Annotated in this window: 21 protein-coding genes; 12 read left to right on the forward strand and 9 right to left on the reverse strand. The window is 74.5% G+C overall.

Features of this window, described 5'->3' with window-relative positions; translation table 11 throughout:
* Positions 1-213 precede the first annotated feature (213 nt).
* Positions 214-750, forward strand: a complete 537-nt coding sequence (locus QT196_RS37540; RefSeq protein WP_168483125.1) for a DUF4232 domain-containing protein — start codon at positions 214-216, stop codon at positions 748-750.
* A gap of 82 nt (positions 751-832) precedes the next feature.
* Here QT196_RS37540 and QT196_RS37545 read toward each other — a convergent pair whose 3' ends face one another.
* Positions 833-1,789, reverse strand: a complete 957-nt coding sequence (locus QT196_RS37545; RefSeq protein WP_266736945.1) for an NAD-dependent epimerase/dehydratase family protein — start codon at positions 1,787-1,789, stop codon at positions 833-835.
* A 197-nt stretch (positions 1,790-1,986) separates the two neighbouring features.
* Here QT196_RS37545 and QT196_RS37550 point away from each other — a divergent pair, with 197 nt between their 5' ends.
* Positions 1,987-2,697, forward strand: coding sequence for a TetR/AcrR family transcriptional regulator (locus QT196_RS37550; RefSeq protein WP_266737167.1), 711 nt, complete (start codon positions 1,987-1,989; stop codon positions 2,695-2,697).
* Positions 2,698-2,791: 94 nt separating this feature from the next.
* Here QT196_RS37550 and QT196_RS37555 read toward each other — a convergent pair whose 3' ends face one another.
* The 5 genes from QT196_RS37555 to QT196_RS37575 form a co-directional block, all read right to left on the reverse strand.
* A complete protein-coding gene (locus QT196_RS37555) occupies positions 2,792-3,379 on the reverse strand; it encodes a hypothetical protein (protein ID WP_266736947.1) in 588 nt (195 codons plus the stop codon).
* A gap of 227 nt (positions 3,380-3,606) precedes the next feature.
* Positions 3,607-4,278 carry a response regulator transcription factor gene (locus QT196_RS37560; RefSeq protein WP_168483128.1) on the reverse strand — a complete coding sequence of 224 codons (672 nt, stop codon included), beginning with the start codon at positions 4,276-4,278 and terminating at the stop codon, positions 3,607-3,609.
* Positions 4,275-5,639, reverse strand: coding sequence for a sensor histidine kinase (locus tag QT196_RS37565; protein WP_248001523.1), 1,365 nt, complete (start codon positions 5,637-5,639; stop codon positions 4,275-4,277). Before QT196_RS37565 ends, QT196_RS37560 begins: the two co-directional genes overlap by 4 nt.
* A 10-nt stretch (positions 5,640-5,649) precedes the next feature.
* The gene (locus QT196_RS37570; RefSeq protein ID WP_168483130.1) at positions 5,650-6,813 is read right to left on the reverse strand and encodes an acyltransferase; all 1,164 of its coding nucleotides are present in this window, start codon (positions 6,811-6,813) and stop codon (positions 5,650-5,652) included.
* Positions 6,806-7,774: an alpha/beta hydrolase gene (locus QT196_RS37575; protein WP_168483131.1), complete on the reverse strand. Its 969-nt coding sequence runs from the start codon at positions 7,772-7,774 to the stop codon at positions 6,806-6,808. The genes QT196_RS37570 and QT196_RS37575 overlap by 8 nt, the downstream gene beginning before the upstream one ends.
* A gap of 287 nt (positions 7,775-8,061) precedes the next feature.
* Here QT196_RS37575 and QT196_RS37580 point away from each other — a divergent pair, with 287 nt between their 5' ends.
* The 10 genes from QT196_RS37580 (at position 8,062) to QT196_RS37625 (ending at position 19,649) form a co-directional block, all read left to right on the forward strand.
* Positions 8,062-9,477, forward strand: a complete 1,416-nt coding sequence (locus QT196_RS37580) for an MFS transporter (RefSeq protein ID WP_168483132.1) — start codon at positions 8,062-8,064, stop codon at positions 9,475-9,477.
* Positions 9,478-9,624: 147 nt separating this feature from the next.
* Positions 9,625-10,254 (forward strand): dihydrofolate reductase family protein, encoded by a 630-nt coding sequence (locus QT196_RS37585; RefSeq protein WP_168483133.1) that lies wholly within the window; start codon positions 9,625-9,627, stop codon positions 10,252-10,254.
* 283 nt (positions 10,255-10,537) lie between these two features.
* A complete protein-coding gene (locus QT196_RS37590) occupies positions 10,538-11,323 on the forward strand; it encodes an alpha/beta fold hydrolase (protein WP_085926049.1) in 786 nt (261 codons plus the stop codon).
* Positions 11,320-12,930 carry an MFS transporter gene (locus QT196_RS37595; RefSeq protein WP_290356531.1) on the forward strand — a complete coding sequence of 537 codons (1,611 nt, stop codon included), beginning with the start codon at positions 11,320-11,322 and terminating at the stop codon, positions 12,928-12,930. Before QT196_RS37590 ends, QT196_RS37595 begins: the two co-directional genes overlap by 4 nt.
* 281 nt (positions 12,931-13,211) lie before the next feature.
* Positions 13,212-13,475 carry an acyl carrier protein gene (locus QT196_RS37600; RefSeq protein ID WP_266736957.1) on the forward strand — a complete coding sequence of 88 codons (264 nt, stop codon included), beginning with the start codon at positions 13,212-13,214 and terminating at the stop codon, positions 13,473-13,475.
* Entirely contained in the window at positions 13,475-14,704 is a 1,230-nt protein-coding gene (locus tag QT196_RS37605) for a beta-ketoacyl-[acyl-carrier-protein] synthase family protein (protein ID WP_266736959.1), read from the forward strand. The genes QT196_RS37600 and QT196_RS37605 overlap by 1 nt, the downstream gene beginning before the upstream one ends.
* 121 nt (positions 14,705-14,825) lie before the next feature.
* A complete protein-coding gene (locus tag QT196_RS37610; RefSeq protein WP_266736961.1) occupies positions 14,826-16,121 on the forward strand; it encodes a polyprenyl synthetase family protein in 1,296 nt (431 codons plus the stop codon).
* Complete coding sequence (crtI, locus tag QT196_RS37615) at positions 16,118-17,653, forward strand: phytoene desaturase family protein (RefSeq protein WP_290356532.1); 1,536 nt, start codon at positions 16,118-16,120, stop codon at positions 17,651-17,653. Before QT196_RS37610 ends, crtI begins: the two co-directional genes overlap by 4 nt.
* Positions 17,650-18,639, forward strand: coding sequence for a phytoene/squalene synthase family protein (locus QT196_RS37620; RefSeq protein ID WP_266736965.1), 990 nt, complete (start codon positions 17,650-17,652; stop codon positions 18,637-18,639). The genes crtI and QT196_RS37620 overlap by 4 nt, the downstream gene beginning before the upstream one ends.
* Positions 18,636-19,649: a DUF5914 domain-containing protein gene (locus QT196_RS37625; protein WP_290356533.1), complete on the forward strand. Its 1,014-nt coding sequence runs from the start codon at positions 18,636-18,638 to the stop codon at positions 19,647-19,649. Before QT196_RS37620 ends, QT196_RS37625 begins: the two co-directional genes overlap by 4 nt.
* Before the next feature lie 79 nt (positions 19,650-19,728).
* Here QT196_RS37625 and QT196_RS37630 read toward each other — a convergent pair whose 3' ends face one another.
* From QT196_RS37630 to QT196_RS37640, 3 genes are all read right to left on the reverse strand, one after another.
* Complete coding sequence (locus tag QT196_RS37630; RefSeq protein WP_168483137.1) at positions 19,729-21,294, reverse strand: NAD(P)/FAD-dependent oxidoreductase; 1,566 nt, start codon at positions 21,292-21,294, stop codon at positions 19,729-19,731.
* Positions 21,291-22,019 carry a class I SAM-dependent methyltransferase gene (locus tag QT196_RS37635; RefSeq protein ID WP_290356534.1) on the reverse strand — a complete coding sequence of 243 codons (729 nt, stop codon included), beginning with the start codon at positions 22,017-22,019 and terminating at the stop codon, positions 21,291-21,293. The genes QT196_RS37630 and QT196_RS37635 overlap by 4 nt, the downstream gene beginning before the upstream one ends.
* Before the next feature lie 65 nt (positions 22,020-22,084).
* The gene (locus QT196_RS37640; protein ID WP_290356535.1) at positions 22,085-23,275 is read right to left on the reverse strand and encodes a lycopene cyclase family protein; all 1,191 of its coding nucleotides are present in this window, start codon (positions 23,273-23,275) and stop codon (positions 22,085-22,087) included.
* Positions 23,276-23,358 lie beyond the last annotated feature (83 nt).

Consider the following 23,358-nt stretch of genomic DNA (forward strand, 5'->3'; position numbering starts at 1 on the left):
CTATCGGGTGTTAGTGAGGCGTTAGTCGAGCAACAGTGGGGACGCGCAGGGTGGGTGGTGCGTAAACGAACGAGGACGCGCCGACTGTCCTTGAGGCCCGGCTCGTTCGCTCCCGGCTCCCTTCGCGGGGGTGCGGGGCGGAGCCGGGCGGTCGGGTCGGGCGGCGTGCCACCGAGGTTCTCCGGTCGCCGGAGAAGAGGGAGTTGATGACTGATGACGATGCGTGGTCTGCGCACCGCCGCCACCGTCGCCGCCGCCGTCGCGCTGTGCGCGGGCGCGGGCGCCGGGATGGCCTCCGCGGCAGGATCGGGCGCGTCGGCGGCCGGTGCGTGCCAGCCGGGGACGCTGAAGGTCACGACCACCGACGCGGGTTCGGGTCAGGCCGGGATGAACCACGAGGGCACCTATCTCAAGGTGACCAACACCGGCAGCAGCACCTGCGCGATAAGCGGCTACCCGGGGCTGGCGCTGGAGGGCGCCGGACACACGGCCATCAAGACCACCGCGCACCACGGTGACACCTACTTCGCCCAGGACCCGGGCGTGCACCAGGTCACCCTGAAGCCGGGCAGGAGCGGCTACGCGGACCTGGTCTGGACGCACGCCGGTCCGTCGTCCGCGCAGGCCAAGTACCTCCAGGTCTCGCCGACGGGGAGCAACTCGCACAGTGTCGTGGGCTTCGACAAGGCCGTCGACGGCGGCGCGCTGTCGGTGACCGCCTGGTCGGCGACGCCGCCGAGCGCTTCCTGACCCGTACCGGCAGACCGAGGGCCGACGCACGCTGCGTCGGCCCTCGGCGTCCGTGTGGCCCGCTAGCGGTCGCGCGGCCGGGTCAGCTCCGGGAGCCGGCCAGCAGGGCGCGGAACCACTCGACGGTGGCGTCCAGGGTCGCGTCCAGCGGTGTCGGGCGGATGCCGAAGGTCCGCTCGAAGGCCGTGGAGTCCACGATCTGCGGCTCGGTGTGCTGATAGAACATCTCCGCGTACTCGTCCATGAACTCCGCGTCGAACGGCCCGAAGGGGCGGGGTTCGGTGAGGACCACCCGCTGGAGCTGGTGGCCCACCCGCTCCTCGATCATCGCGTGGATCTCGCGGGTGGTGACGGCTGGCGCGGTCGGCAGGTGCCAGACCCGGCCGTCGCCTTCCGGACGGGTGCCGAGCGTGGCGAGCCCGGCCGCCACATCCCGGATGTCCGTGTAGCTGTGCGGCAGGTCGATGTCGCCCAGGGCGAGGATCTCGCCGCCGCCCAGGGCGGCCGGGAAGACCGCTCCGCCGAGCGTCGAGTTGAGCACCCCGGGACCGACGAAGTCGGCCGACCGGCCGAGGACGACACGGGCCCGCCCCGCCCGGTGGGCTTCGAGATAGCGCTCGTCCAGCTGCGCCCGCATCCGCCCCTTACGGCTTGTCGCCCGCCACGGGGTGTCCTCCGTCATCACCTCACCGCGGGTCTGCCCGTAGGGGTACAGCGTGTCCAGGACGACCAGCCGCGCCCCCGTGACCTCGGCTGCCGCCAGTACCGCGCACTGGATCCGGGGCATCACCTCGACCTGGAGGTGATACGGGACATTCACGCAGTGGTAGATGACCGAGGCGCCCGAGACGGCGGCCAGCGCCCCGTCGGCCGTGCTCACATCGGCGGCGAAGGGCTGGACGCCCTCGACGGTGTTCTCCGGCGCCGAGCGGCTGACCAGTCGTACGGCGTGGCCGCGGCGCACCAGCTCACCGGCGAGCGTGGTGCCGGCGGGGCCGGCGCCCAGGACGACGTGCAGCGGTTCGGTGGCAGCAGGCATGGCAGTTCCTTCTCTCCGGGCCGGGGGGCCGAAAGGCGGGGGAGTGGCGAGCGGATCGAGCGATTCTCTCGTTCCGCCCTCTCGCTTCTGTTAGAGACCATAACTCTTGCGATGGGTCATGGCAACTGATGTGTTGGCTACGATTGGCAATGACCACTCACGCCTGCTTCATGTCGTCGCGAACACCGGAGGAGAACATGGCTGCCGAGGCACGGAGCCCCCGGGCGCGCTACCGCGAACAGAACCGCGCGGAGATCAAGACGGCCGCGCTCCAGCAGCTCGCCGAGGGCGGCATCCAGGCCGTCGCGCTCACCCGTATCGCCAAGGACATGGGGCTGTCAGGACCCGCCCTCTACCGCTACTTCGCCGGCCGGGACGATCTGCTGAGCGAGCTGATCCGGGACGCCTACGACGACGTGGCGCAGGTCGTCGGCCGGGTCGGCGCCGCGCCCGACGGCGATGCCCGCGCCACCCTGCACGCCCTCGCCGGCGCCTACCGGGACTGGGCCGTCGCCCAGCCGCACCGCTATCTGCTGATCCAGGGAACCCCGCTGCCCGGATACGCGGCGCCGCCCGACACCCTGCTGCGTGCGCGGGCCGTCCTCGGGCCGTTCCTGAAGGTGTTCGCCGCCGGTGAGCCCACGGCGGCGCTGCGGCCGGTCGCCGAGGAGATGGCCGTATGGGCACGCGAGGAGAAGGGCGTCGCGGACTGGGTGGCGGAGCACACCGGGCGGGCTCCGGAGGACGCGGCGGCGGCCACCGCCCTCGCCGGCACGGTGCTGGCCTGGTCCCAACTGCACGGCACGGTCAGCCTGGAGGTGTCCGGTCAGTACGCCGGGATGGGGCACCGGACGCCGACTCTGCTCACCGCGCAGATGGACACCCTGGCCGACTCCTTCCAGCTGTAACCGCAGGCCGCGCCGGGGCACGCGCCCGGCGGGCATGACCGCGGGTGCCGCGCGCGTCGGCGCACGGCACCCGGGACGGTTGGACGGCGGTGGATCACCGCTTGGCGGCCCCGCGCGGCGGCATCCAGTGGTGGACCTTCAAGTCACCCTTCTCCAGGGTCTCGAACGGGGCCGAGCCCAGGCACTTGCCGACGCTGTTCTTCGGGACGCCGTCCATCGCCCAGCTGTAGCCCAGCCGGTCCTTCTTGCCGCTGTCCAGGACGGTGAAGCCGAACCGCTTGCCCCTGAGGTCCCCGATCTCCGGCAGGCCCGGTGCGCCGGTGAAGTGCGACTCGGTCACGATGCCGGTGGCGACGGCCACCGGGCCGCCGGTCAGCAGGCAGTCGATCCGGCCCTTGAAGTAGCCGCCCCAGGTCTTGCCGAAGTGGTGGCTGACGTGGAAGGTGCCGCGCGCCTGATCGGCGAAGCCATGGGCGTCGATGCGGAAGTGGACGTTGTCGCCGGGCTGCCGGGCGAGCTTGACGTCGCCCGTCAGTGACGGTGCGTCGGCGGTGTGCCGGGCGGCCCGCACCTCGGGCCCGGCCGCCGCGGCCGGTTCGGTCGTGGCCAGGGGCAGCACGAGCGCCGTGCAGACGGCGAGGGCGGTACCGGCCACGAGCAACGGGCGGCGCATTCGGGGCATGGCGTACTCCTGCGGATGAGAGCGGCACCGGACTCGGTGCGGCGGGGCGTCGATTCCCCGCTGATCACCACGGTCCCGTCCGCCGGGCCGCCGGGCATCGCTCCACAGGTGGGTGGCACTCCGCCCCGCGGCGGAGCCGAAGGGAGTACCCGAGGCCGATGCCTGAGCCGCGCCGTCTGCCGCAGCGGCCGGTTCCCCGCCCGTCCGCGCCCCGTCCCCCCGGCCGCTCAATACCCGGTCGGGCGGACCACCCCTGTCTCATACGCGAAGACGGCGGCCTGAGTCCGGTCTCGCAGGCCCAACTTGCTCAGGATCCGGCCCACATGGCTCTTCACGGTCTGTTCCGCCAGCACCAGCCGCTCCGCTATCTCGCCGTTCGCCAGGCCCTGGGCGATCAGGGACAGGACCTCGGTCTCGCGTTCCGTGAGGTCGCCGACGCGCTCCTTGAGCGGGGCCCGCGGTGCGCTGGTGACCCGGGAGAACTCGGCGATGAGGCGCTTGGTGAGGTTCGGTGCGAGCAGCGCGTCACCGGCCGCCACAACCCGTACGGCCTGGGCGAGTTCAGCCGCCGAGGCGTCCTTCAGCAGGAAACCGGAGGCGCCCGCGCGCAGCGCCTCGTACACATACTCATCGAGGTCGAAGGTGGTCAGGACGAGGACCTTGACGGTGGCCCCGGCCGGTTCGGTGAGACGACGGGTCGCCTCGATTCCGCCGAGCCGGGGCATCCGGACGTCCATCAGGACGACGTCCGGGGCGAGCTGTTCGACCTGGGCCAGGGCGTCGAGGCCGTCGACGGCCTGGCCGATGACCTCGATATCGGGTTCGGCGTTGAGCAGCACCGTGAAGCCCTGACGGACCATCATCTGGTCGTCGGCGATCAGCACGCGGATGGTCGTCATGGGGCAGGCTCACGGGGGTCGGCAGGCTGTGCGGCCTGGGCGGGCAGGATCGCGGTCACTTCGTAACCGCCGTCGGGGGTGGGGCCGGTGGCGAGTTCGCCGCCGAGCATGGTGGTGCGCTCATGCATCCCCAGCAGGCCGTGGCCGGCGCCCTGCGAGGGCGGGGCGGGCCGGTCCGGCGCGGTGTTGGCGACGCGGATGGTGAGACCGCCGGACCGGTACCCGAGGGCCACCCGCACCTCCGCGCCGGGCGCGTGCCGGAGCGCGTTGCTGAGCGCCTCCTGGACGATACGGAACGCCGACAGCTCGACACCCGGGGACAGCGGGCGCGGCTCACCGGTGATCTCGGTGGTGACCCTGAGCCCGGCTCCGCGCACCGCGCCGACCAGCTCGTCCAGCCGGCCGAGAGTGGGCTGCGGGGTGTGCCGGACCCCGTCCGCCAGGGCTTCCTCCGAGCGCAGCACGCCCAGCACCCGCCGGAGTTCGGTCAGCGCCTCGACGGCGCTCCCGCGGATGCCCGCGAGGTTCTCCTTGAGTTCGTCGGTGGGGTCCTTGACCAGATGCGGGGCGACCTGCGCCTGGATCGAGATCACCGACATGTGATGGGCGACCACGTCGTGCAGTTCACGGGCGATCCGGTTGCGCTCCTCCAGCAGGGTGCGCCGGGCCCGCTCCCCGGCGGTGAGAACCTCCTGCTCGACGAGCTGGTGACGGGCCACCCGGCGGCCGCGCAGCGCGGCGCCCAGCACCACCGCTGCCGTGAAGGTCACCGCATCCTGGAGGACCGTCACGTCCTGGGCGGAGGACGCGAGGACCGGCGGGGCCGCACCCGGCAGAAGGCTCGGGTCCGGTACCGGCCCCAAGAAGGCCAGTGCGGCCACCGCCGCCAGAAGCGAGAACCCCAGCGCCTCGGCCGCGATACGGGGCCGGACCCGCAGCGCCAGAAGGAACAGCACCAGGGCGTGCAGGGCGATGCCCGGGATGCTCCAGGACCACAGGGCGTCATGGCTGGTCTTGACCCCGCCGACATTCCTGACCAGGAAGAGCGCGATCGTCGACAGCCACCAGGCGGGCACCGGGCGGGACAGCGCGAGGACTACGGCGCCCGATTGGAGCACCGCCAGCGTCACCACGGTGGTCACCGCGAACGGCCCGAAATCCACCTTGTACCGGTCGGCGTTGAGCCAGCCCATGAGCACCGCGGCCAGCACCACATGGCCATGCGGCAGCCGGCCCAGCCAGCGCATCCGGGGCAGTGGATCGCGCGCCACGGTCCACAGATCCGCGCGCAGGGTATGCGGCAGCCCCCGCACGGCCGCCCACAGCCGCGGCCCGCTGCTCTTCCAACCCCCCTGGCTCACACGGTGCATCCTAAGCACGCCGCACCGCCCCGACCTCAGCGGGACGCCCCGCCCGGACCACCATGCTGCTGCCGCGGCGCCGCCCCTGCTCGTACGTGCGGAACGCGGACCAGCACACCAGCAGCGCCAGCGCGAACACCGGCAGCCAGCCCAGCCGGGCGAGGACCCAGCCGGCACCGTCGGGAAGGGTGTGCAGACCGGGCAGGAACCCGCCGGTGAGCAGACCGACCGCGGTGACCGCCATCATCGCGGTCTGGTGCCACAGGAAGAGCGTCATCGCCGAGAGGTTCATCAGCGCCACCGCCGCCCAGACGGCGGGGCGTTGGAGCAGCCGCTGCAGGGGGCCGAGCAGCAGCAGGGCCGCCCCGCACTGCGCGAGACCGAAGGTGACCGCCGCGAGGGTGGGCGGGTTGAGGTTGGATATCACGGCGCCGGGCACCCCGACCATGGCGGCCGGGTAGCCGGCCCACAGGACGAGTCCGGCGGTGGTGGCGGCGCCGCCGAGCAGCAGCACCCATGCCGTCGCCCGGCTCCGCAGCCCGCCCCGGGCCCAGGCCGCGCCCAGGCAGTACGGCACCAGCCAGCCGGCCGCCACATTGGTCCAGCCGAGCCAGGCCGGGCCGCCGAGCCCGAACCGGAGCAGATCGATGTGCAGGACGACGGCGAGCGGCCACAGCGGATGCAGCCGGGCGGCCACCGGAGTCGCCGCCGTCAGCGCGGCGAACACCAGCAGGAACCAGAGCGGGGACAGCGCCAGTTTGCCGAGGGTGTGGACGGTGTCCAGACCGGCCCCCGCGACGAGCAGCCCGCCCGCCACGACGCTCCAGACGACCAGCATGGCCGCCACGGGCCGGAACAGCCGGGCCATCCGGGCGCCGAGCCACCCACGGTAGGTCCCGCCCCGGGCGCGGGTGGCGGCATAGCTCGTCGCCGCCATCTGACCACCCACCAGAAAGAAGACCGCCAGGGTCTGGAGAAGCCAGGAGACCGGGGTGAGGTGCGGCAGCTCGTGGAGGGGGCTGACGACCCGCACCGTGCCGCTGTCGGCGACCAGCGCGGTCACCAGCCAGTGTCCGAGCATCACCCCGAGAATGGCGAGCGCACGCAGGGCGTCGACACCGCGGTCACGGTCGGCCGGTGTCGCGGCGTCGATCCGCCGGATGAGTTCACGCATCGCTGCTCTCCTCGGAAGGGGCCTGGCCGGACACGATCCGGGCGAGGTTCCGCAGGGACACGGAACCGGGCGTGAGGTAGTCGCTGTGGCCGCCAGGACCCGCCGCGAAGACCCGGGCGCCGAACTCCGGCGCGACCGGATCGGCTCCCAACCCGAGGGTCCCGAAGGGGAGTTGCAGCTGTCCGTGCGGCACATCGGCGATCCAGTCGTCGTCGCCCCGGCCGGCCCACACCGTCGCCGGGGTGTGCAGCGCCGCGACGTTTTCGGCGCCCGCGCCGGGGCTGCCGAACAGCACCAGGTCCGCGACATCCAGCCCCGGCGCCGCCCGGCCACAGACCACGGCCCCGTACGAATGGCAGAGCACGGAGAGCCGCGCCGTGGGACGGAGCTTCGCCACGGCACCGACGAAGGCGCGGAGTCCGGGAGCGGCCTCCGCCGCGCGGCCGGGGGTGAGGACATCGGGACTCACCGTGCTCGGCGTCCGGTACCCGACCCAGGCGAGGACCGCGGACCGGCCGCCCAACTCCCGCTGGAGCGCCAGCGCGCCGGACCGCAGACGTGCGTACCGGTCGAGGTGGGTGTCCGAGCCCGGCACCAGTACGGTGATCCGGTCGGCCCGTGCCAGGTCGCCGAAGACCTCGGTGGTGCGGCCTCCGTCGCGGCCGTCGAAGAACAGGAACTGCCGCTCCGGGCCGGCCATCCCGCGCAGTACCCCGGCCCGCGCCCGGTCGCCGTGGCCCTCGGCCATCCGCTCCGCCGCGCGGATCCCCTCGCGGTTTACGGCGTAGCGCTCGGCGAGCGCACCGGGGGCGGCGGACCGCAGCGGAGCGAGGGCCTTGGGGGCGGGTGCCGGGACGGCCGCGGGGCGGGCCGCACCCGAGACGGGCACCACCACCGCGGTGACGACGAAAGCGGCGAGCAGAGTGCGCAGCGGACGGCTGCCGCGCGGGCGGGACGCCATGATGGATGGTCCTTCCGTACCGGAAGCCGGTCGTGGCTTCCGGTACCGAAGCTATGGAGCAGGGCACTTGGTCGACGTCCCGCCAGGGAGCGTACTTCGGTGGTAGCTCTCAGGTATCAGGGGTAGGGGGCGGCGGTGCTCGACCTCGCGGAAGAGCGCCTCGGCTGTGCGCCGGTATCCCCGGTGGTGCGTCCGGCGTGGACGACGCGGTCCCGCGTGCGGGCCCGGCGCGCCGCCGGACCCCTCACGTGCGCGCAAGGCGTTCGTCCCGGCCCTACCGTGTCGCCATGGTGCGTGCCGACCGGCCCCGGGCCGACCGACCGGGCAGACCTGCGGCGCCGGGCCGGCCGCCGGCTCCGCTTCTGGCGGTCTGCGCGGGCTACTTCATGGTCATCCTGGACGTGACCGTCATCAACGTCGCCGTCCCGGTGGTGGGGCGGGAACTGTCCGCCTCGCTCACCGGGATCCAGTGGATCACCGACGGCTACACCCTGGTCTTCGCCGGTCTGCTGCTCACCGGCGGCGCGCTGGGGGACCGGCTGGGCAACCGCCGGATCTTCTGCACCGGCGTGGTGGTCTTCACGCTCGCCTCGGCCGCCTGCGGCCTGGCACCGACCAGCGGGGCCCTGATCGCCGCCCGGCTGGTGGAAGGACTCGGCGCGGCCCTGATCGTCCCCGGCTCGCTCGCCCTCCTCCAACAGGCGTATCCGGCACCCGCCGAGCGCTCCCGGGCCTTCGGCCTGTGGGGCTCCATGGCGGGGATCGCGGCCTCCGCCGGACCCCTGCTGGGCGGCCTCCTGGTCACCACCGTGGGCTGGCGCTGGGTGTTCTTCATCAACCTGCCCGTCGGATGCGCCTGCCTGCTGCTGACGCTGCGTCATGTCTCCGCTTCGGCCCGGCGTACGGACCGCCCCCTGGACTGGCCCGCCCAGTGCGCGCTCATCGCCACGGTCGCCCTGCTCACCACCGTCCTCAACGAGGCCGGACGCCGGGGCTGGACGGACCCGCTGATCCTCACCGGAGCCGGCCTGTGTCTGCTGTCGGCCGCCGCGTTCGTGCTGCGCGAGCGCCTGGCACGCACCCCCGTGCTGCCGCTGCGGCTGCTGCGCTCCCGCCCGATGAGCGGGGCCGCGGCCATCGGACTCCTCTTCAACTTCGCCTTCTACGGCATGATCTTCACCGCCAGCCTGTACTTCCAGCACCACCGCGGCCTGACCGCGCTGCGCACCGGGCTCGCCCTCTTCCCGGCGGTGGCCATGACCATGTTCGCCTCCGTCCTGTCCGGGCGGCTGGCCCGCCGTACCGGACACCGCCCGCTCGTGGTCACCGGCATGCTGCTGGGCGCGGCAGGTCTGGCCGGCTGGGCGGCCGCCGGACCGGATCCGGACTACCTGCTGCTCGTGGGGCCGATGATGGCGGCGGGCTTCGGCACGTCCTTCGCCCTCACCGGAGCGACCGCCACGGTGATGTCGGCCGCCCCGGACGCGTACTCCGGTACCGCCTCCGCACTGTTCAACACCACCCGCCAGATCGGCAGCGCGGCAGGCGTCGCGCTGGGCGGCTCCCTGCTGGCCGCGGCGGCCGGCTTCCCGGCCGGGCTGCGGACGAGCATGGCCATCGGCGCGGCCGCGTATCTGATGGCTGCCGTGCTCGCGGTCCTCTGCGTCCCGCCGAAGGGGCACAAAAGCCGGGCCGCCGGCTGACGGGCGGCGGGCCGCGGCGTACAGCCTGCGGTGATATGCCGTGGTATGTACCCAGGACCGGCCGGTCGCCCGGCGAGCGATGAGTTCTCGCCGTCCTGGGAGTCCACCCCCTGTACCGGCAGATTTCCGCACCCGAAGGGCAGCACCATGAGCACACTGATCGTCACCGCGTTCGTCACCCTGGACGGCGTCATGCAGGCCCCCGGCGGCCCGGACGAGGACGTCGACTCCGGCTTCACACACGGCGGCTGGCAGGTCCCGTATGTCGACGACGACTTCATGGGCCTCATGACCGGGGTCTTCGAGCACACCGCCGACCATCTCCTGCTCGGCCGGAAGACCTACGACATCTTCGCCACCTACTGGCCGCGCGTCACCGACCCGGACAACCCGATCGCGGTGAAGCTCAACAGCATGCCCAAGTACGTCGCCTCACGCACCCGGAACAGCCTGGAGTGGAACAACTCCCAGCTGCTGGAGGGCGACGCCGCCGAGGCGGTCGCCCGGCTCAAGCAGGAACTCGACGGTGTGCTCATGACCCAGGGCAGCAGCGACCTCATCCGCACCCTCCAGCAGCACGACCTCGTCGACGAGTACCGGCTGCTGATCAACCCGGTGATCCTCGGCACCGGCAAGCGGCTGTTCGCCGACGGCGCCGCCCCCACCGCCTGGCGGCTCACGGAATCCCGCACCACCGGCGCGGGCGTTCAGTACTGCGTCTACCAGCGGGCCGGGAAGCCCGAGTACGGCACCTTCGAGCTCGACGAGCAGGACTGAGGACCCGGCCGGCTCCCGCGCGGCGGCCGGGCCCGGCTGCCGCCGTTGGTGTCAGAGGGGGACGGCGCCTTGCGTGGTGTGTGGAGTGCGGGGGCGGGGGAGGGCAGGGTCGGCGTGGGCACCGGTCCGGGGTCCGGCCGGAGGTCTCCGGACCCCGCAGGGCGGCGGGCCGCGCGGCCGGTCCGTGGGGCGGCCGGCGGTGCACGGGCGGAGCCCGGACCAGTGGAGCGCGAGGCGAAGGGCGTGTGTCGTGGGTGTCGGTTTCGCAGAAGAGTCGACGTCGGTGACGGTAGCGGCGTCGGCGGTGCCGGAGCGTGTCGTGCTGGCCGCCCGTCCGCAGGCGGCGCTGCGCCTGTATTGCGTGCCGCCCGCCGGGGCCGGCCCGGACTGCTATCTGCGCTGGGCGCCGCTGCTGCCGCCCTGGATCGAGCCGTGCTCCGTGGCGCTGCCCGGCCGCGGCACCCGCGCCGCGGAACCCTCGCTGACCGACCCCGCGTATCTGAGCGCCCGGCTCGCCGCGGTGCTGGACGACTGGACCGACCCCCGGCCGTTCGCGGTCTTCGGACACAGCGCGGGCGCCCTGCTGGCCTACGAGGCGACCCGCCATCTGCGGCGCACCCACGGCCGGCTGCCGTCGCTGCTGGCGGTGTCCTCACTGTCCGCGCCGCATATCGACGCCTACAGCGCCGGCCTGCCGCCCCGGTTGACCGCCGGACTGGAAGGCATCCGCGAACTCGTCGGCCCGATCCCCGACCAACTGCTCGCCGACGCCCGCCTGATGGCCGCGGCCTGCACCCCGCTGCTGGCCGACTGTCTGCTGCTGCTGCACTACCGGCACCGCCCCGAACCGCCGCTCGACGTACCGCTGGCCCTCTACGGCGGGGAACACGACCCCGTCACCAGCGTCCCGGACCTCCAGGCCTGGAACGACCTGGTCACCACACCGGCCCCGGTCCAGCTCTTCCCCGGCGGGCACACCTACCTCCAGACGGAGACCAAAGCCCTGGTGGACCGGCTCACCGAGACCCTCGACCCGGCCCGGTACGCCCGCCCCGTGGCGACGGCATGACGGCCGCCGTGCCGGCCCGCACCCCGGCCCCACCCGTACGCCGGGCGGCAGCGGCCGCCGTGGTGTGCCTCGGACTCTTCATGCTGGGCCTGGATCTGACGGTCCTCAATGTCGCGGTGCCCGACCTTCAGGGCGGCCTGGAAACCTCCACCGCGCAGGTCCAGTGGATCGTCGACGGCTTCGCCCTGGTCCTGGGCGGCACGGTGCTGGCCGTGGGCGCCTTCACCGACGCCTGGGGCCGGCGGCGTTCCTTCGTCTGCGGGGTGGCGGTCTGCGGAGGCGCCTCGCTGGGCGGTGCGCTGGCCGCCCAGCCGTGGCAGGTGATCGCCGCGCGCTGCACCATGGGAGCCGGGGCCGCGCTGCTGATGCCGGCGACGCTGGCGGTCCTTCACCACCTTTTCCCAGAGCCCCGGTTGCGCAGCCGGGCGATCGCCGCCTGGGCCGCGGTCGGCGGTATGGGCGGCCTGTGCGGTCCGGTCATCGGCGGCGGGCTGGTGGAGCACTTCTCCTGGCGCGCCGCCTTCTGGATCAACCTGCCCCTCGCCGCCGTCATCATCGTGCTGGCCCTGCTCCTGGTACCCGAGTCCCATACGCGGCGGCGGGCCGGCTTCGATGTGCCCGGTGCCGCGCTGTCCGCCGCGGGGCTGCTGGTCCTGGTGTGGTCCATCACCGAGAGCCCGCACCGCGGCTGGACCAGCCCGGCCGCGCTGACCGGATTCGCCGCCGCCGCGCTGCTGCTGGCCGCGTTCGTCCGCCGCCAGCTGCACGCCCCCGCACCCATGCTCCCGCTGTCCCTGCTGCGGGTGCCGGCCATCGGGGTGGCCGCGGCGGCCCTGGCGCTGATGTCCTTCGCGATGTTCGGCGCGCTGTTCGTGCTGACCCTCTACCTCCAGGGCGTACTGGGCTTCAGCCCCTGGCAGGCCGGGCTGCGGACGCTGCCGCTGCCCGCCGGGCTGGCACTCGGTGCGGTGTGCGCGGTGCCGGTACGGGCCCGGCTGGGCGGCCGGGTCCCCGTCGTGGGCGGACTGGCCCTGGTGACGGTCGGCTTCGCCATCCTGGCGACCACCACCCCGGACTCCGACTACCCGCACTGCGCGGCCTTCCAGCTGGTGGCGGGCTTCGGCGCCGGGCTGGTGGCGGCCGCGGCCACCGAATCGGTGATGGGCTCGGTCGCCACCGAACGAGCCGGACTCGGCTCGGCCATCAACGACGCCACCCGCCAGGTCGGTTCCGCCCTCGGGGTGGCCGTCCAGGGCTCCCTGCTCGCTGCCGTCTTCACCTCCCGGCTCACCGCCTCCCTCACCGATCTGCACGCCCCCGCGCCGGTGGCCGCCGCGGCCCGGCACAGCATGCTGTCGGTCCCCGCACAGGCGATGCGGCTGCCCGGCCCGCTGCGCAGCAGTGTGCTGTCCGCCGCGCGACGCGCCTTCACGGACGCCATGACGCTGACCGCCGTCGTCGCCGGAGCCGTCACCCTGCTCACCGCCGCGGCCGCCGCCCGCTGGCTCGGCCACCCGGACCGCCAGGACGGCGCGCCCCGGCCCGCCGGCGCCCGGCTGCACGGACCGCAGCCGGCGCCCAGGGAAGAGGAGCGTCCGGCGCTATAGAGCGATAAGTCACTCGTTCAGAGGTGCCTTCATGAACCGGGCCGGAGGAGACGGTCGGCGACAGTAGAGCGCGAGCCCGACCCCTGCGCACCGGCCCCCGGTGCCGGCCGCCCCCGCCCGCCTGGAGCCACGATGCACACCCCGTCCGCACCCGCACTCACCACGGTGCCCCGGGCTCCTTCCACGCGGCCTCGCGGTGCCTGTCGGAAACGACCTCCCGCCTCCGGACAGCGCCCCGCTCACGGCGGCCGGCACCACCACCCCAACCGAAGGAGCCACCCGTGCCCACCAGTGCAGAGCTGATCACCAGCACCCTCACCGAGACCTTTGACCTCGACCCGGCCGAGGTCATGCCCGAGCGCACCTTCGAGGACCTCGGCCTGGACTCCCTCGCGCTGGTCGAGATGGGCCTGATGCTTCAGGAGCGCACCGGGATCTCGCTGGACGACGTGCCGCTGCGGACGACCCTCGGCGAACTCGCCGCGCTGATGGACAGCGGTACGGCCGGCCAGGCCCTGACCACCGCGCCGAACAGCGGCAGCTGATGCCCGGTCAGTGCCGTGACGTCGCCGTCACCGGTCTGGGCGTCATCAGCCCGGCCGGGACCGGCGCCCGGGCCACCTGGGACTCCCTGCTCACCGGCCGGTCCACCGCCGCCCGGGACCCGGGGCTGGCGGGGCTGCCGGTGGACATCTCCTGCCAGGTGCCCGACTTCGACACCGCGCGCCTGGTCGGCCGGAAAGCCGCCTGGCGGCTGGACCGCTTCGTGGCCATGGCGCTGCTCGCCGCCCGGCACGCCGTCGCCGACGCCGGTCTCGACCCCACCGAGTGGGACGCCTCGCGGGTCGGCGTGGTCATGGGCACCGGCACCGGGAGCATGGAGCGCTATGTCACCGAGTTCGCCAAGCTCGCGGCCGGCCGCCCGCTGGACATCTCGCCCCTCGCCATCACCCGCAGCGTGCCCAACATGGCAGCCGCCGAGATCGCCCTCGACCTGACGGCCACCGGGCCCAACTTCGCCGTCTCCACCGCCTGCGCGTCCGGCAGCAGCGCCCTCGGCATCGCCCGCGACCTGCTGCGCGCCGGGACCTGCGACCTGGTGCTGGCCGGCGGCGCGGAATCCGCCCGCCACCCCATCCCCGCGGCCTGCTTCCACCGGATGGGCGCGCTGTCCCGGCGTACGGACGACCCCGCGGGCGCCTGCCGCCCCTTCGACGCCGCACGCGACGGTTTCGTCCTCTCCGAAGGCGCCGCGGTGCTGGTGCTGGAACACCCGGAGCACGCCGCCGCCCGCGGTGCGCGAGCGCGGGCGCAGCTGGTCGGCTACGGGGCGAGCTGCGACGCCTACCACTACGCGGCTCCGGACCCCGAGGGCCGGGGCGCCGTGGCGGCCCTGACCGCGGCCCTGGCCGACGCCGGTCTGGCGCCCCGGGACATCGATCACGTCAATGCGCACGGCACCGGCACCCGCCTGAACGACCTGGCCGAAGCCAGGGCGCTGCGCGCCGTCTTCCCCGAGCCGCCCGCCGTCACCTCCCTCAAGGGCGCGCTCGGCCACGCCATCGGAGCGGCGGGCGCCATCGAGGCGGCCGTCACGGTCATGAGCCTCCAACAGGACACCATCCCGCCCACCGCCAACCACGAGGACCCCGACCTCGATATCGACCTGGACATCGTGGCCAAGGCGCCTCGCCGTACGCCCCTGTCCGCCGCCGCCAGCACGTCCTTCGGCTTCGGCGGCCAGAACGCCGCCCTCGTCTTCCGGTCCGCCTGACCCGCTGACCGGGCCGCGCACGGCCACCTGCCCCACCCCGTCGCACCCGGCGGCGCGCTCCCGGAACCGGTGCGCGGCCCGCCGCCGACCTCCGCCGACCGACGCGCCGAGAGGAACCACGATGCGCCGTCGTACCGGGGCCACCGCGTCCCGCACGCCGTGCGAGACCGGCCCGCCGCCGCCCGGTCCACGCCCCGGGACGGCCGTACCGCACCGTGCTGACACCGGCTCAGCCGGTCTCGGGCCGGACACCGTCGACGCGGATGTGCCGGCCGCCGTGGGACGGATGCTCGTCGGCGTCCTCGATGAGCAGGTCGCGCGGGCGGCCGGGATCGAGCGCACCTTCGCCCGGGATGTCGCTGCCCGGGTCGCCCGCTTCACCCTGGACGGCGGCAAGCGCACCCGCTCCCAGTTTCTGTGGTGGGGGCTGCGGTCCTGCCAGGACCGGCCGGGCGCCGGTGACGTGGAGACGGCACTCCGGGTGGCCGCCGCCGTCGAACTCCTTCAGACGTGTGCGCTCATCCACGACGACGCCATGGACCGGTCACCGCTGCGCCGCGGCCGGCCCGCGGTCCACGCCGCGTTCGCCGGCCAGTACGCGACGCCGGACACCGCGGAAGCGGCCGGGCGGTTCGGCACCGCCGCCGCCGTACTCGCCGGCGATCTCGCCCTCGTCTGGGCGGATGACACGGTCGCCGGTGCCGAACTCGGCGCGGAGGCCGGTCCGCGGGTGCGGCACCTCTGGCGGGCGATGCGGATGGAAACGGTGGCCGGCCAGTACCTCGACCTCTACGGCCAGATCACCGGCTCCCGCTCCGTCGCGCTGGCCGTCCGCACCGCGTACCTCAAGAGCGCGCGGTACTCGGTGGAGCGGCCGCTGGCCCTCGGCGCGGCGCTGGCCGGGGCCGATGAGCCCACCACCCGCGCGCTGAGTGCCGCCGGCCGCTGTGCCGGGGTGGCCTTCCAGTTCCAGGACGATCTGATGGGGGTGTTCGGGGACCAGGAGCGGACCGGCAAACCGTCCGGCGGCGACATCCGGGAAGGCAAGCACACCTATCTGCTCGCGGTCGGCCGGGCGCGCGCCGTGCAGCGCCGCGACCGGGCGGCCCTCGCGCTCCTCGACCGCTGTGTCGGTGACAGCGGGCTGGACGCCGCCGACCTGGAGCGGGTGCGCGCCGTCCTCGTCGCCACCGGCGCCCCCGGCCTCGTCGAACGGCGTATCCACCGGCTGGTGGCCCGCAGCATCCGTCATCTGGACGAGGCCGCCCCGGAACCCGCCGCGGCCGCCCGGCTGCGCGGCCTCTTCGCATCGGTCGCCGGGCTCCGCACCGCCACCGGCCACCCGCGCCCGGCAGCACGAACCGGCGGCGCATCCGCACCCGTTCCCGCCCGGGTGGCCGAAAGGGGCACCGTATGAGAACCGTCAAGGGCCCCACCGACCATGTGGTGGTGGTCGGTGCCGGGCTCTCCGGACTGGCCGCCGCGCTGCATCTGCTCGGCGCCGGACGGCGGGTGACGGTCGTCGAGCGGGCGGCGCTGCCCGGCGGCCGGGCCGGCCGGATCGAAAGCCGTGGCTACCACTTCGACACCGGGCCGACCGTGCTGACCATGCCGGACCTCATCGACGAGGCGTTCGCCGCGGTCGGCGAGCGCCTCACCGACCGGATGGAGCTACGGGCCCTGCACCCCGCGTACCGCGCCCGGTTCGCCGACGGCAGCGAACTGGACGTCCACACGGACGCGGAGGCCATGACGGCCGAGGTCGCACGGTTCGCCGGGCCCCGGGCGGCCGACGGCTATCGCCGGCTGCGCCGCTGGCTCCAGCAGCTGTACGACGTCCAGCGCCACCGCTTCATCGACACCAACTTCGACTCACCCCTCCAGCTGCTGCACCCGGACCTGGCCCGCCTCGCCGCACTCGGCGGCTTCGGCCGGCTCGACGACCGCATCGGCCGCTTCCTGCCCGACGAGCGGCTGCGCAGGGTCTTCTCCTTCCAGGCGCTGTACGCCGGGGTACCGCCCGCGCGCGCCCTGGCCGCCTACGCCGTCATCGCCTACATGGACACCGTCGCCGGGGTGTACTTCCCCCGCGGCGGGATGTACGCCCTGCCCCGGGCCATGGCGGACGCGGCCGCCGACGCCGGTGCCGCGTTCCGCTACGGACACCCCGTCACCCGGCTGGAACGCACCGGCGACCGGATCACGGCGGTGGTCACCGCACACGAGCGCATCCCCTGCGACGCGGTGGTCCTCACCCCCGATCTGCCGGTCGTCCACCGGCTGCTCGGCCGCCGCCCCCGCCGCCCGGTCCGGCTCCGCCACGCACCGTCCGCGGTGATCCTGCACGCCGGCACCGACCGGACCTGGCCGCGACTGGCGCACCACACGCTCTCCTTCGGCGCCGCCTGGGAGCGGACCTTCGACGAACTCACCCGCACCGGCCGGCTGATGAGCGACCCCTCGCTGCTGCTCACCCGCCCCACCGCCACCGACCCGCAACTCGCCCCGCCGGGGCGGCACGTGCACTACATCCTGGCGCCCTGCCCCAACACCGACACCGGCCCCGGCGCCGGGGAGTGGCGCGACCTCGCCCCCCGGTACCGCGACAGCCTGCTCGCCGTCCTCGAACGCCGGGGACTCACCGGCATCGACTCCGCCATCGAGGAGTACCGCATGGTCACCCCGGCCGACTGGACGGCCCAGGGCCTCGCCGCCGGAACGCCGTTCTCCGCCGCCCACACCTTCGCGCAGACCGGCCCCTTCCGCCCCCGCAACCTCGTACGCGGCACGGCCAACGCGGTACTGGCGGGCTGCGGCACCACCCCGGGGGTCGGCGTCCCCACCGTCCTGATCTCCGGCAAGCTCGCCGCGGCCCGGATCACCGGCCTGCGGCCCCCACGTCCCACCGCCGGTTCGTCCCGCCCCGCCACGAGAGGCATCCCGGCATGACCGCACGCGAACTGGACGCCGCAGGCGTCACCGACCCCGGCCTCCGTGAGGCCTACGCGCACTGCCGCCGGCTCAACGCCCGGCACGGCAAGACCTACTTCCTCGCCACCCGGCTGCTGCCCGCGGCCCGCCGCCCGGCCGTACACGCCCTCTACGGCTTCGCCCGCTGGGCCGACGACATCGTCGACGACCCCGCCACCGGCCACACCCCCGCGGACCGCGCCCAGGCGCTCGACGCCCTCCACCGCTGCCTCGACGACGGTCTGCGGGGCGGCGGGAGCAGCGAACCGGTGGTGCGCGCGGTGGCGCACACCGCTGCGGTGTACGGCATCGACCACCGCCACTTCGCGGACTTCATGGCCTCGATGCGCAGCGATCTGACGGTGACGGACTATCCGACGTACGCCGATCTGCGGCGCTATATGCACGGCTCCGCCGCGGTGATGGGGCTCCAGATGCTGCCGGTGCTCGGCACCGTCGTACCGCAGGAGGAGGCCGCGCCGCACGCCGCGGCCCTCGGCATCGCCTTCCAGCTCACCAACTTCCTGCGCGATGTCGGCGAGGACCTCGACCGCGGCCGCGTCTACCTCCCCACCGACCTGCTCGCGGCACACGGCGTGGACCGCGCACTGCTCCGGTGGAGCCGGGACACCGGCCGCCCGGACCCGCGGATCACCGCGGCCCTGCAGGCGGCCACCGCACTCACCCGCGGTGTCTACCGCGAGGCGCAGCCCGGCCTCGCCCTGCTCGACCCGGTCTCCCGCCCCTGTATCCGCACCGCGTTCGTCCTCTACGGCGGCATCCTCGATGCCGTGCGCGACGACGGATACGCCGTGCTGCACCGCCGCGCCGTGGTCTCCCGCCGACGCCGCGCGGCCACCGCCCTCGGCGGTCTGGCCCGACTCGCCGCCACCCGCGTCACCGCCCGGCCGCCCGTGGTGCGGCCCGGCCGGGTGCCGCACTACGCGCAGGAGGAAACCCCATGACCCAGGAGGCCCGCCGGGCCCCGCGCCTCCCGCTCCGGCTGCGCCGCCGGCCCGAGCTGTGGGAACAGCAGCACCCCACCTGGCGCGACGCCAAACCCGCGAGCATCGCCGACGCCGTCAAGGCCGCCCTCGCCCGCCCGTCCGGCAACTGGTTCGTCCTCGGCGCGGCCCGCGACATCGGCGCGCACCGAGCCTTCGGCCGCACCGTCGCCGGGGTCGAGGTGGTCGCCTGGCGGGACGCCGGCGGCCGCCTGATCGCCGGCCCCGGGGCCTGCCCGCACCTCGGCGCGCCCCTCGCGCAAGGGCCCGTACGCTGCGGCATCCTCCGCTGCCGGTGGCACGGACTCGCCCTGGACGGCGCCCCGTTCGCCGGCTGGGAGCCGTTCCCCGCCCATGACGACGGACTGCTGGCCTGGGTACGGCTCGACGAGGCGGGCGGCGAACGCCCGCTGGCACAGCCCGAGCTGCCCGACCGGCCCCGCCCGGCGGGCGCCGTCGCCGCCGTCTACACCGGCACCGGCCGCTGCGAACCCGAGGACGTGGTCGCCAACCGCCTCGACCCCTGGCACGGTGCCTGGTTCCACCCCTACTCCTTCGTCGACCTCACCGTGCTCGACACCCCCGCTGAGCACGGCGCGGAACGGCCCGACGGCCTCACCGTCCAGGTCTCCTTCAAGGTCGCCGGACGCGCGGTGGTGCCGGTCACCGCGCTGTTCACCGCCCCCGGGCCCCGTACGGTGGTGATGCGCATCCTGGAGGGCGAAGGGCAGGGATCCGTGGTGGAGACCCATGCCACGCCCCTGGGCCCGGACGAGCTGGGACGTCCGCGCACCGCGGTCATCGAGGCGATCGTCGCCACCTCCCGGCGCCCCGGCTTCGCCCTGGCCCGCGCGGCCGCACCCGCCCTGCGTCCGCTGATGCGGGCCGCCGCGGGCCGGCTGTGGCGGGACGATCTGGCCTACGCGGAACGCCGGTGGCAGCTGCGCACCAGCGGCCGCCACCCGGGCTGACCCAGGCCGGCGGGGCGCCAACCGGCCCCGTCGAGCCGCCCGCCCGCAGGCCCGCCGCCTGGCCCGTAGCGCGCCCCGGTCACCGCCCTGCCCGCCGGGCCGCCCACCGCAGCGCCGCCGACCGCCCCCGGTCCGGGACGGTCCACAGGGTCTGGCCGCGCAGGCCCCAGCGTGCCAACAGCGCGTTCGCCGCGAGGAATCCGGTCGTCGCGGCCCGCTCCATCAGCGCCACCGGGAACCCGGTCCGCACCGTGTCGCCCGCGACCACCACCCGGGGGTCGGGGGTGTGCACGGTGGGCCGGTCGTGGAAGCCGCCCACCGGGAACAGCGGGCAGTCCGCGCGCCACTCATGACGGCGGTCGATGATCCGGACGCCGCGGGTCTCCGGGTAGACGGCGTGCAACTGCTCCACCAGACGGCGCTGTGCACGTTCCCGGTCGGCTCCCGGGGCGACGGCGTAGGCGTGCAGTTCGAGCACCGAGCCGCCAGTACGGGCGGACCACCGGGCCGCCTCGCCTTCCCAGCGCTCCAGCACGCTGACATTGTCCAGGGAGCCGAAGCCGCTGGTGCCCAGGAAACCGGGCCGGTCGGCGGCCACCCGCCGCTCCAGCCACAGCCGCGACACCAGAAACGGCGGCGCGGTCCGCAGCCGCCCGATCCGCGCCCGCCAGGCGGCGTCCGCCACCTCGGGTGAGGTGGCGACGAGCCGGCGCAGCCCGCCCGGGTCCAGCGCCAGCACCACCGCGTCGAACCGGCGTTCCGCGCCCTCCCCGTCGGCGACCAGCACCCCACCGCCCGCCTTTACGGGCGCGACCCGCGTCACCTCCGTGCCCGTACACAGCCGGACGCCGTGCCCTTCCAGATACCGGCCGAGGGGCTGCCACAGCGCCTGCGGAAACGGCTCACCGGGCACATCGAACAGCAGCCCCTCACTGGAGCCGAGGAAGTAGATGTGGAACATCAACACCAGCTCCGCGGCCGACAGTTCCCGCGGGTCCGCGAAGAAGCTCCGGGAGAACACCTCGAACGCCAGATGGCGCGCGGCCTCGGGAAACCGGATACGGGCGAGGAAGTCCGCGGCGCTGACCCGGTCCAGCTGCTGATAGATCTGCGGCACCCGTACGTCCAGCAGCGGCAGCGCGGCACCGGGGCGTATCCGTACCAGGTCCCGCCAGGTGAAGCTGGGGCTGAGCGCCACAAAGCCCAGGGCGCTCCAGGGCGGTGTCCGGGGCACCCGGGCGAAGCTGTCCCGCAGGCCCGACCGGTGGTGCAGCGGATAGTCCGGCAGCCGTCTGAGCATCCCCAGCCCCGGGTCGACCCGGCGCAACAGCCCCCGCAGGTTGTAGTACTGGGGAAAGAACGCGTGGAAGCCTCGGCTCATGGTCGCCACCGAGCCGTCGGCGAGCCGCACCGGCCAGCCCGCCAGCCGTCCGCCGAGGACCCCGGCACGCTCGTACAGCGTCACCCGCACCCCGCGCTCGGCCAGCGCGGTCGCGGCGGCGAGGCCCGCGATCCCGCCGCCGATCACCGCCACCTCCGGGCCGCCGTCCGCCGCCCGGTCACGCCCCGGCGGCCCCGGCACCGTCCGGGCCCGCCGGTCCCGTCCGCGCCGCGCGGCCCCGCCGTCGTCCTGTCGAGGTGTCACGCCCCCTCCTCGCGGGCCCCGGCCGTGGCGGCGACGAAGGTGTGCGTGATGCCGGTCTGCCAGCCGGGCAGCGGCAGCGCCCGCACCTGACCGAAGCCCGCCCGGCGCAGCCGCCCGGTGAACTCCGCTGCGGTGTCGAACGCGAGGACGCTGCGCCACAGATGGCGATACAGACCGGCGTCCCCCGCGAGCCGCCCGGCCGGCCGCAGGATGCCGGTGCACACCGCCGTCCACACGGCGCGGGGCACCGCTCCGCCGGTCAGCGTGTACTCGTGAACGGCCAGCCGCCCGCCCGGCACCAGCGCCTCCCGAACCGCCCCGAGGACCACGTCCGGGTCCGTGACATTGCGGAAGAGGTACGCGGCGAAGACGGCGTCGAAGCCACCGGCCACCCCGGCGTCGGCCAGGCGTTCCACCGGTGCGTGCACGAAGGAGACCCCGGGCGGCCAGGGTTTGCCGGCGGCCCGCGCCAGCATCCCGGCCGAGGCGTCGACGGCGGTGATCTCGGCATACGGGGCGACGGCGAGCAGTGCCGCCGTCGAGGCGCCGGTGCCGCACCCCAGATCCAGCACCCGCAGTCCACGGCCTGCGTCCGGCAGCCCCAACCGCCGTGCGGAACGCCGCAGTTGGCCGTGGTAGCCGGGATTCACCGCGACCAGCCGGTCATAGCTGCGGGACGCATGGTCGAAGGCGGCGGTCAGTTCGCCGTCGTGCAGCAGGGCCATGGATGTCTCTCCTCCGGTACGGGGGCAAGCGCGGGCGCCGACGCGCCGTTCGGCGGGCAGCGGGGTCACCGCACGGTGGTGCGGCGGGGGAGCAGCGGGAGTTCGGCGACGGTGCGGAGCATGGGCAGCACCGGGGTGCGCAGGCCGATGCTGACGTCCTCCCACAGCCGCGAGCGGCCGTCGAGAAACCGCAGCAGCCGCTCCATCGGCACATCGCGGAACAGCCCGGTGAAGAACTCGGCGCCGTCCACCCGGCCGCTGTCCAGCGCCCGCAGCAGCACGGCGTCCATGGCCCGGTGCCAGGCGGTGTGCGGGGGAGGGGGCGCCGGAGGGCGGCCGGCCAGCAGCGCGGCCGCGATCAGTGCCGTCTGCCGCTGCACGGAAGCGAAGGTGTACCCGGTCGACGGACGGGTGGCGCCGCCCGCCGTGCCGATACGGAACACCGCCCGGCCCGCCCGGCGCGGAAAGCGGCCGTCGGTCATCGGGATCGCGCCCTGCTCGACGCCCGTGACACGGAAGGCGCCCAGCCGCAGCACCTGCCCGGTGTAGTGGCGCAGGGCCCGCTCGTAGTCGGCGGTGGCCATGGCCCGGCGGGAGAACTCCGTGTACTCCACCAGTGCCGCACAGTCGTTGAGCGGCAGCACATACCCGAAGGACAGACCGTGGCCGGGCTGCGGGGTACGGAAGTCCATCAGATCCGCGGTGGTGGGGTCGAACGCCGGACGCCGGGTGCGGACGAACCAGCCCCGGAAGTGCTGCTGGAGAGTGGTCCGCGCCGGCGGGAGCCGCCCGGCCGGCCGGGAGTCGAAGGCCCACCGGGCCCGGAGGGTCACCGGCCGCCCGGCCGCGTCGCGCCCCCGTACCTCGGCCCCGCCGGTGACGTCCTGTACGGACTCCACCGTCGCCTCGGCCCGGACCACGGCCTCTTGCCCGGCGAGCCGGGCGGCCACCAGGGCCTCGAAGTCACGCGACCGCAGCATCTTGTACCGGAAGGGCTCGGGCCGCCCCGCCGTCGCCTCGCCGCCCGGCCCGTGCACCCGCAGCCGTTCCCACGACGCGGTCAGGGCCTGGTCGAACGCGCCGCCCGGCGCCTCCCAGTAACACCAGGTCCGCTCCGGCGGGGTGAGCGGCCCCCGTGGTGCGTCCACCAGCACCACCCGCAGCGGCCGGCCACCGGCCGCCGGTGCGCACAGCCGGTGGGCGAGCGACAGCCCGGCCGCTCCCGCGCCCACGATGACGGCATCCGCGTCCTGCACGCCCGGTCCTCTCGCCGCCCGATGCCCCCGCGGCGATCCTTCCGCAGTCCCGGGCCGGGAGGCGGCATCCGACGCGCGGCAAT

It is taken from the genome of Streptomyces sp. P9-2B-2 (assembly GCF_030406865.1).
In the GTDB taxonomy this organism is placed as follows: domain Bacteria; phylum Actinomycetota; class Actinomycetes; order Streptomycetales; family Streptomycetaceae; genus Streptomyces; species Streptomyces platensis.

Excerpts from the sequence above, each read along its gene's own strand:
- QT196_RS37540 (WP_168483125.1), top strand. The coding sequence starts at position 214 with ATGACGATGCGTGGTCTGCGCACCGCCGCCACCGTCGCCGCCGCCGTC.
- QT196_RS37545 (WP_266736945.1), bottom strand. The coding sequence starts at position 1,789 with ATGCCTGCTGCCACCGAACCGCTGCACGTCGTCCTGGGCGCCGGCCCC.
- QT196_RS37550 (WP_266737167.1), top strand. The coding sequence starts at position 1,987 with ATGGCTGCCGAGGCACGGAGCCCCCGGGCGCGCTACCGCGAACAGAAC.
- QT196_RS37555 (WP_266736947.1), bottom strand. The coding sequence starts at position 3,379 with ATGCCCCGAATGCGCCGCCCGTTGCTCGTGGCCGGTACCGCCCTCGCC.
- QT196_RS37560 (WP_168483128.1), bottom strand. The coding sequence starts at position 4,278 with ATGACGACCATCCGCGTGCTGATCGCCGACGACCAGATGATGGTCCGT.
- QT196_RS37570 (WP_168483130.1), bottom strand. The coding sequence starts at position 6,813 with ATGCGTGAACTCATCCGGCGGATCGACGCCGCGACACCGGCCGACCGT.
- QT196_RS37575 (WP_168483131.1), bottom strand. The coding sequence starts at position 7,774 with ATGGCGTCCCGCCCGCGCGGCAGCCGTCCGCTGCGCACTCTGCTCGCC.
- QT196_RS37580 (WP_168483132.1), top strand. The coding sequence starts at position 8,062 with ATGGTGCGTGCCGACCGGCCCCGGGCCGACCGACCGGGCAGACCTGCG.
- QT196_RS37585 (WP_168483133.1), top strand. The coding sequence starts at position 9,625 with ATGAGCACACTGATCGTCACCGCGTTCGTCACCCTGGACGGCGTCATG.
- QT196_RS37595 (WP_290356531.1), top strand. The coding sequence starts at position 11,320 with ATGACGGCCGCCGTGCCGGCCCGCACCCCGGCCCCACCCGTACGCCGG.
- QT196_RS37605 (WP_266736959.1), top strand. The coding sequence starts at position 13,475 with ATGCCCGGTCAGTGCCGTGACGTCGCCGTCACCGGTCTGGGCGTCATC.
- QT196_RS37610 (WP_266736961.1), top strand. The coding sequence starts at position 14,826 with ATGCGCCGTCGTACCGGGGCCACCGCGTCCCGCACGCCGTGCGAGACC.
- crtI (WP_290356532.1), top strand. The coding sequence starts at position 16,118 with ATGAGAACCGTCAAGGGCCCCACCGACCATGTGGTGGTGGTCGGTGCC.
- QT196_RS37620 (WP_266736965.1), top strand. The coding sequence starts at position 17,650 with ATGACCGCACGCGAACTGGACGCCGCAGGCGTCACCGACCCCGGCCTC.
- QT196_RS37625 (WP_290356533.1), top strand. The coding sequence starts at position 18,636 with ATGACCCAGGAGGCCCGCCGGGCCCCGCGCCTCCCGCTCCGGCTGCGC.
- QT196_RS37635 (WP_290356534.1), bottom strand. The coding sequence starts at position 22,019 with ATGGCCCTGCTGCACGACGGCGAACTGACCGCCGCCTTCGACCATGCG.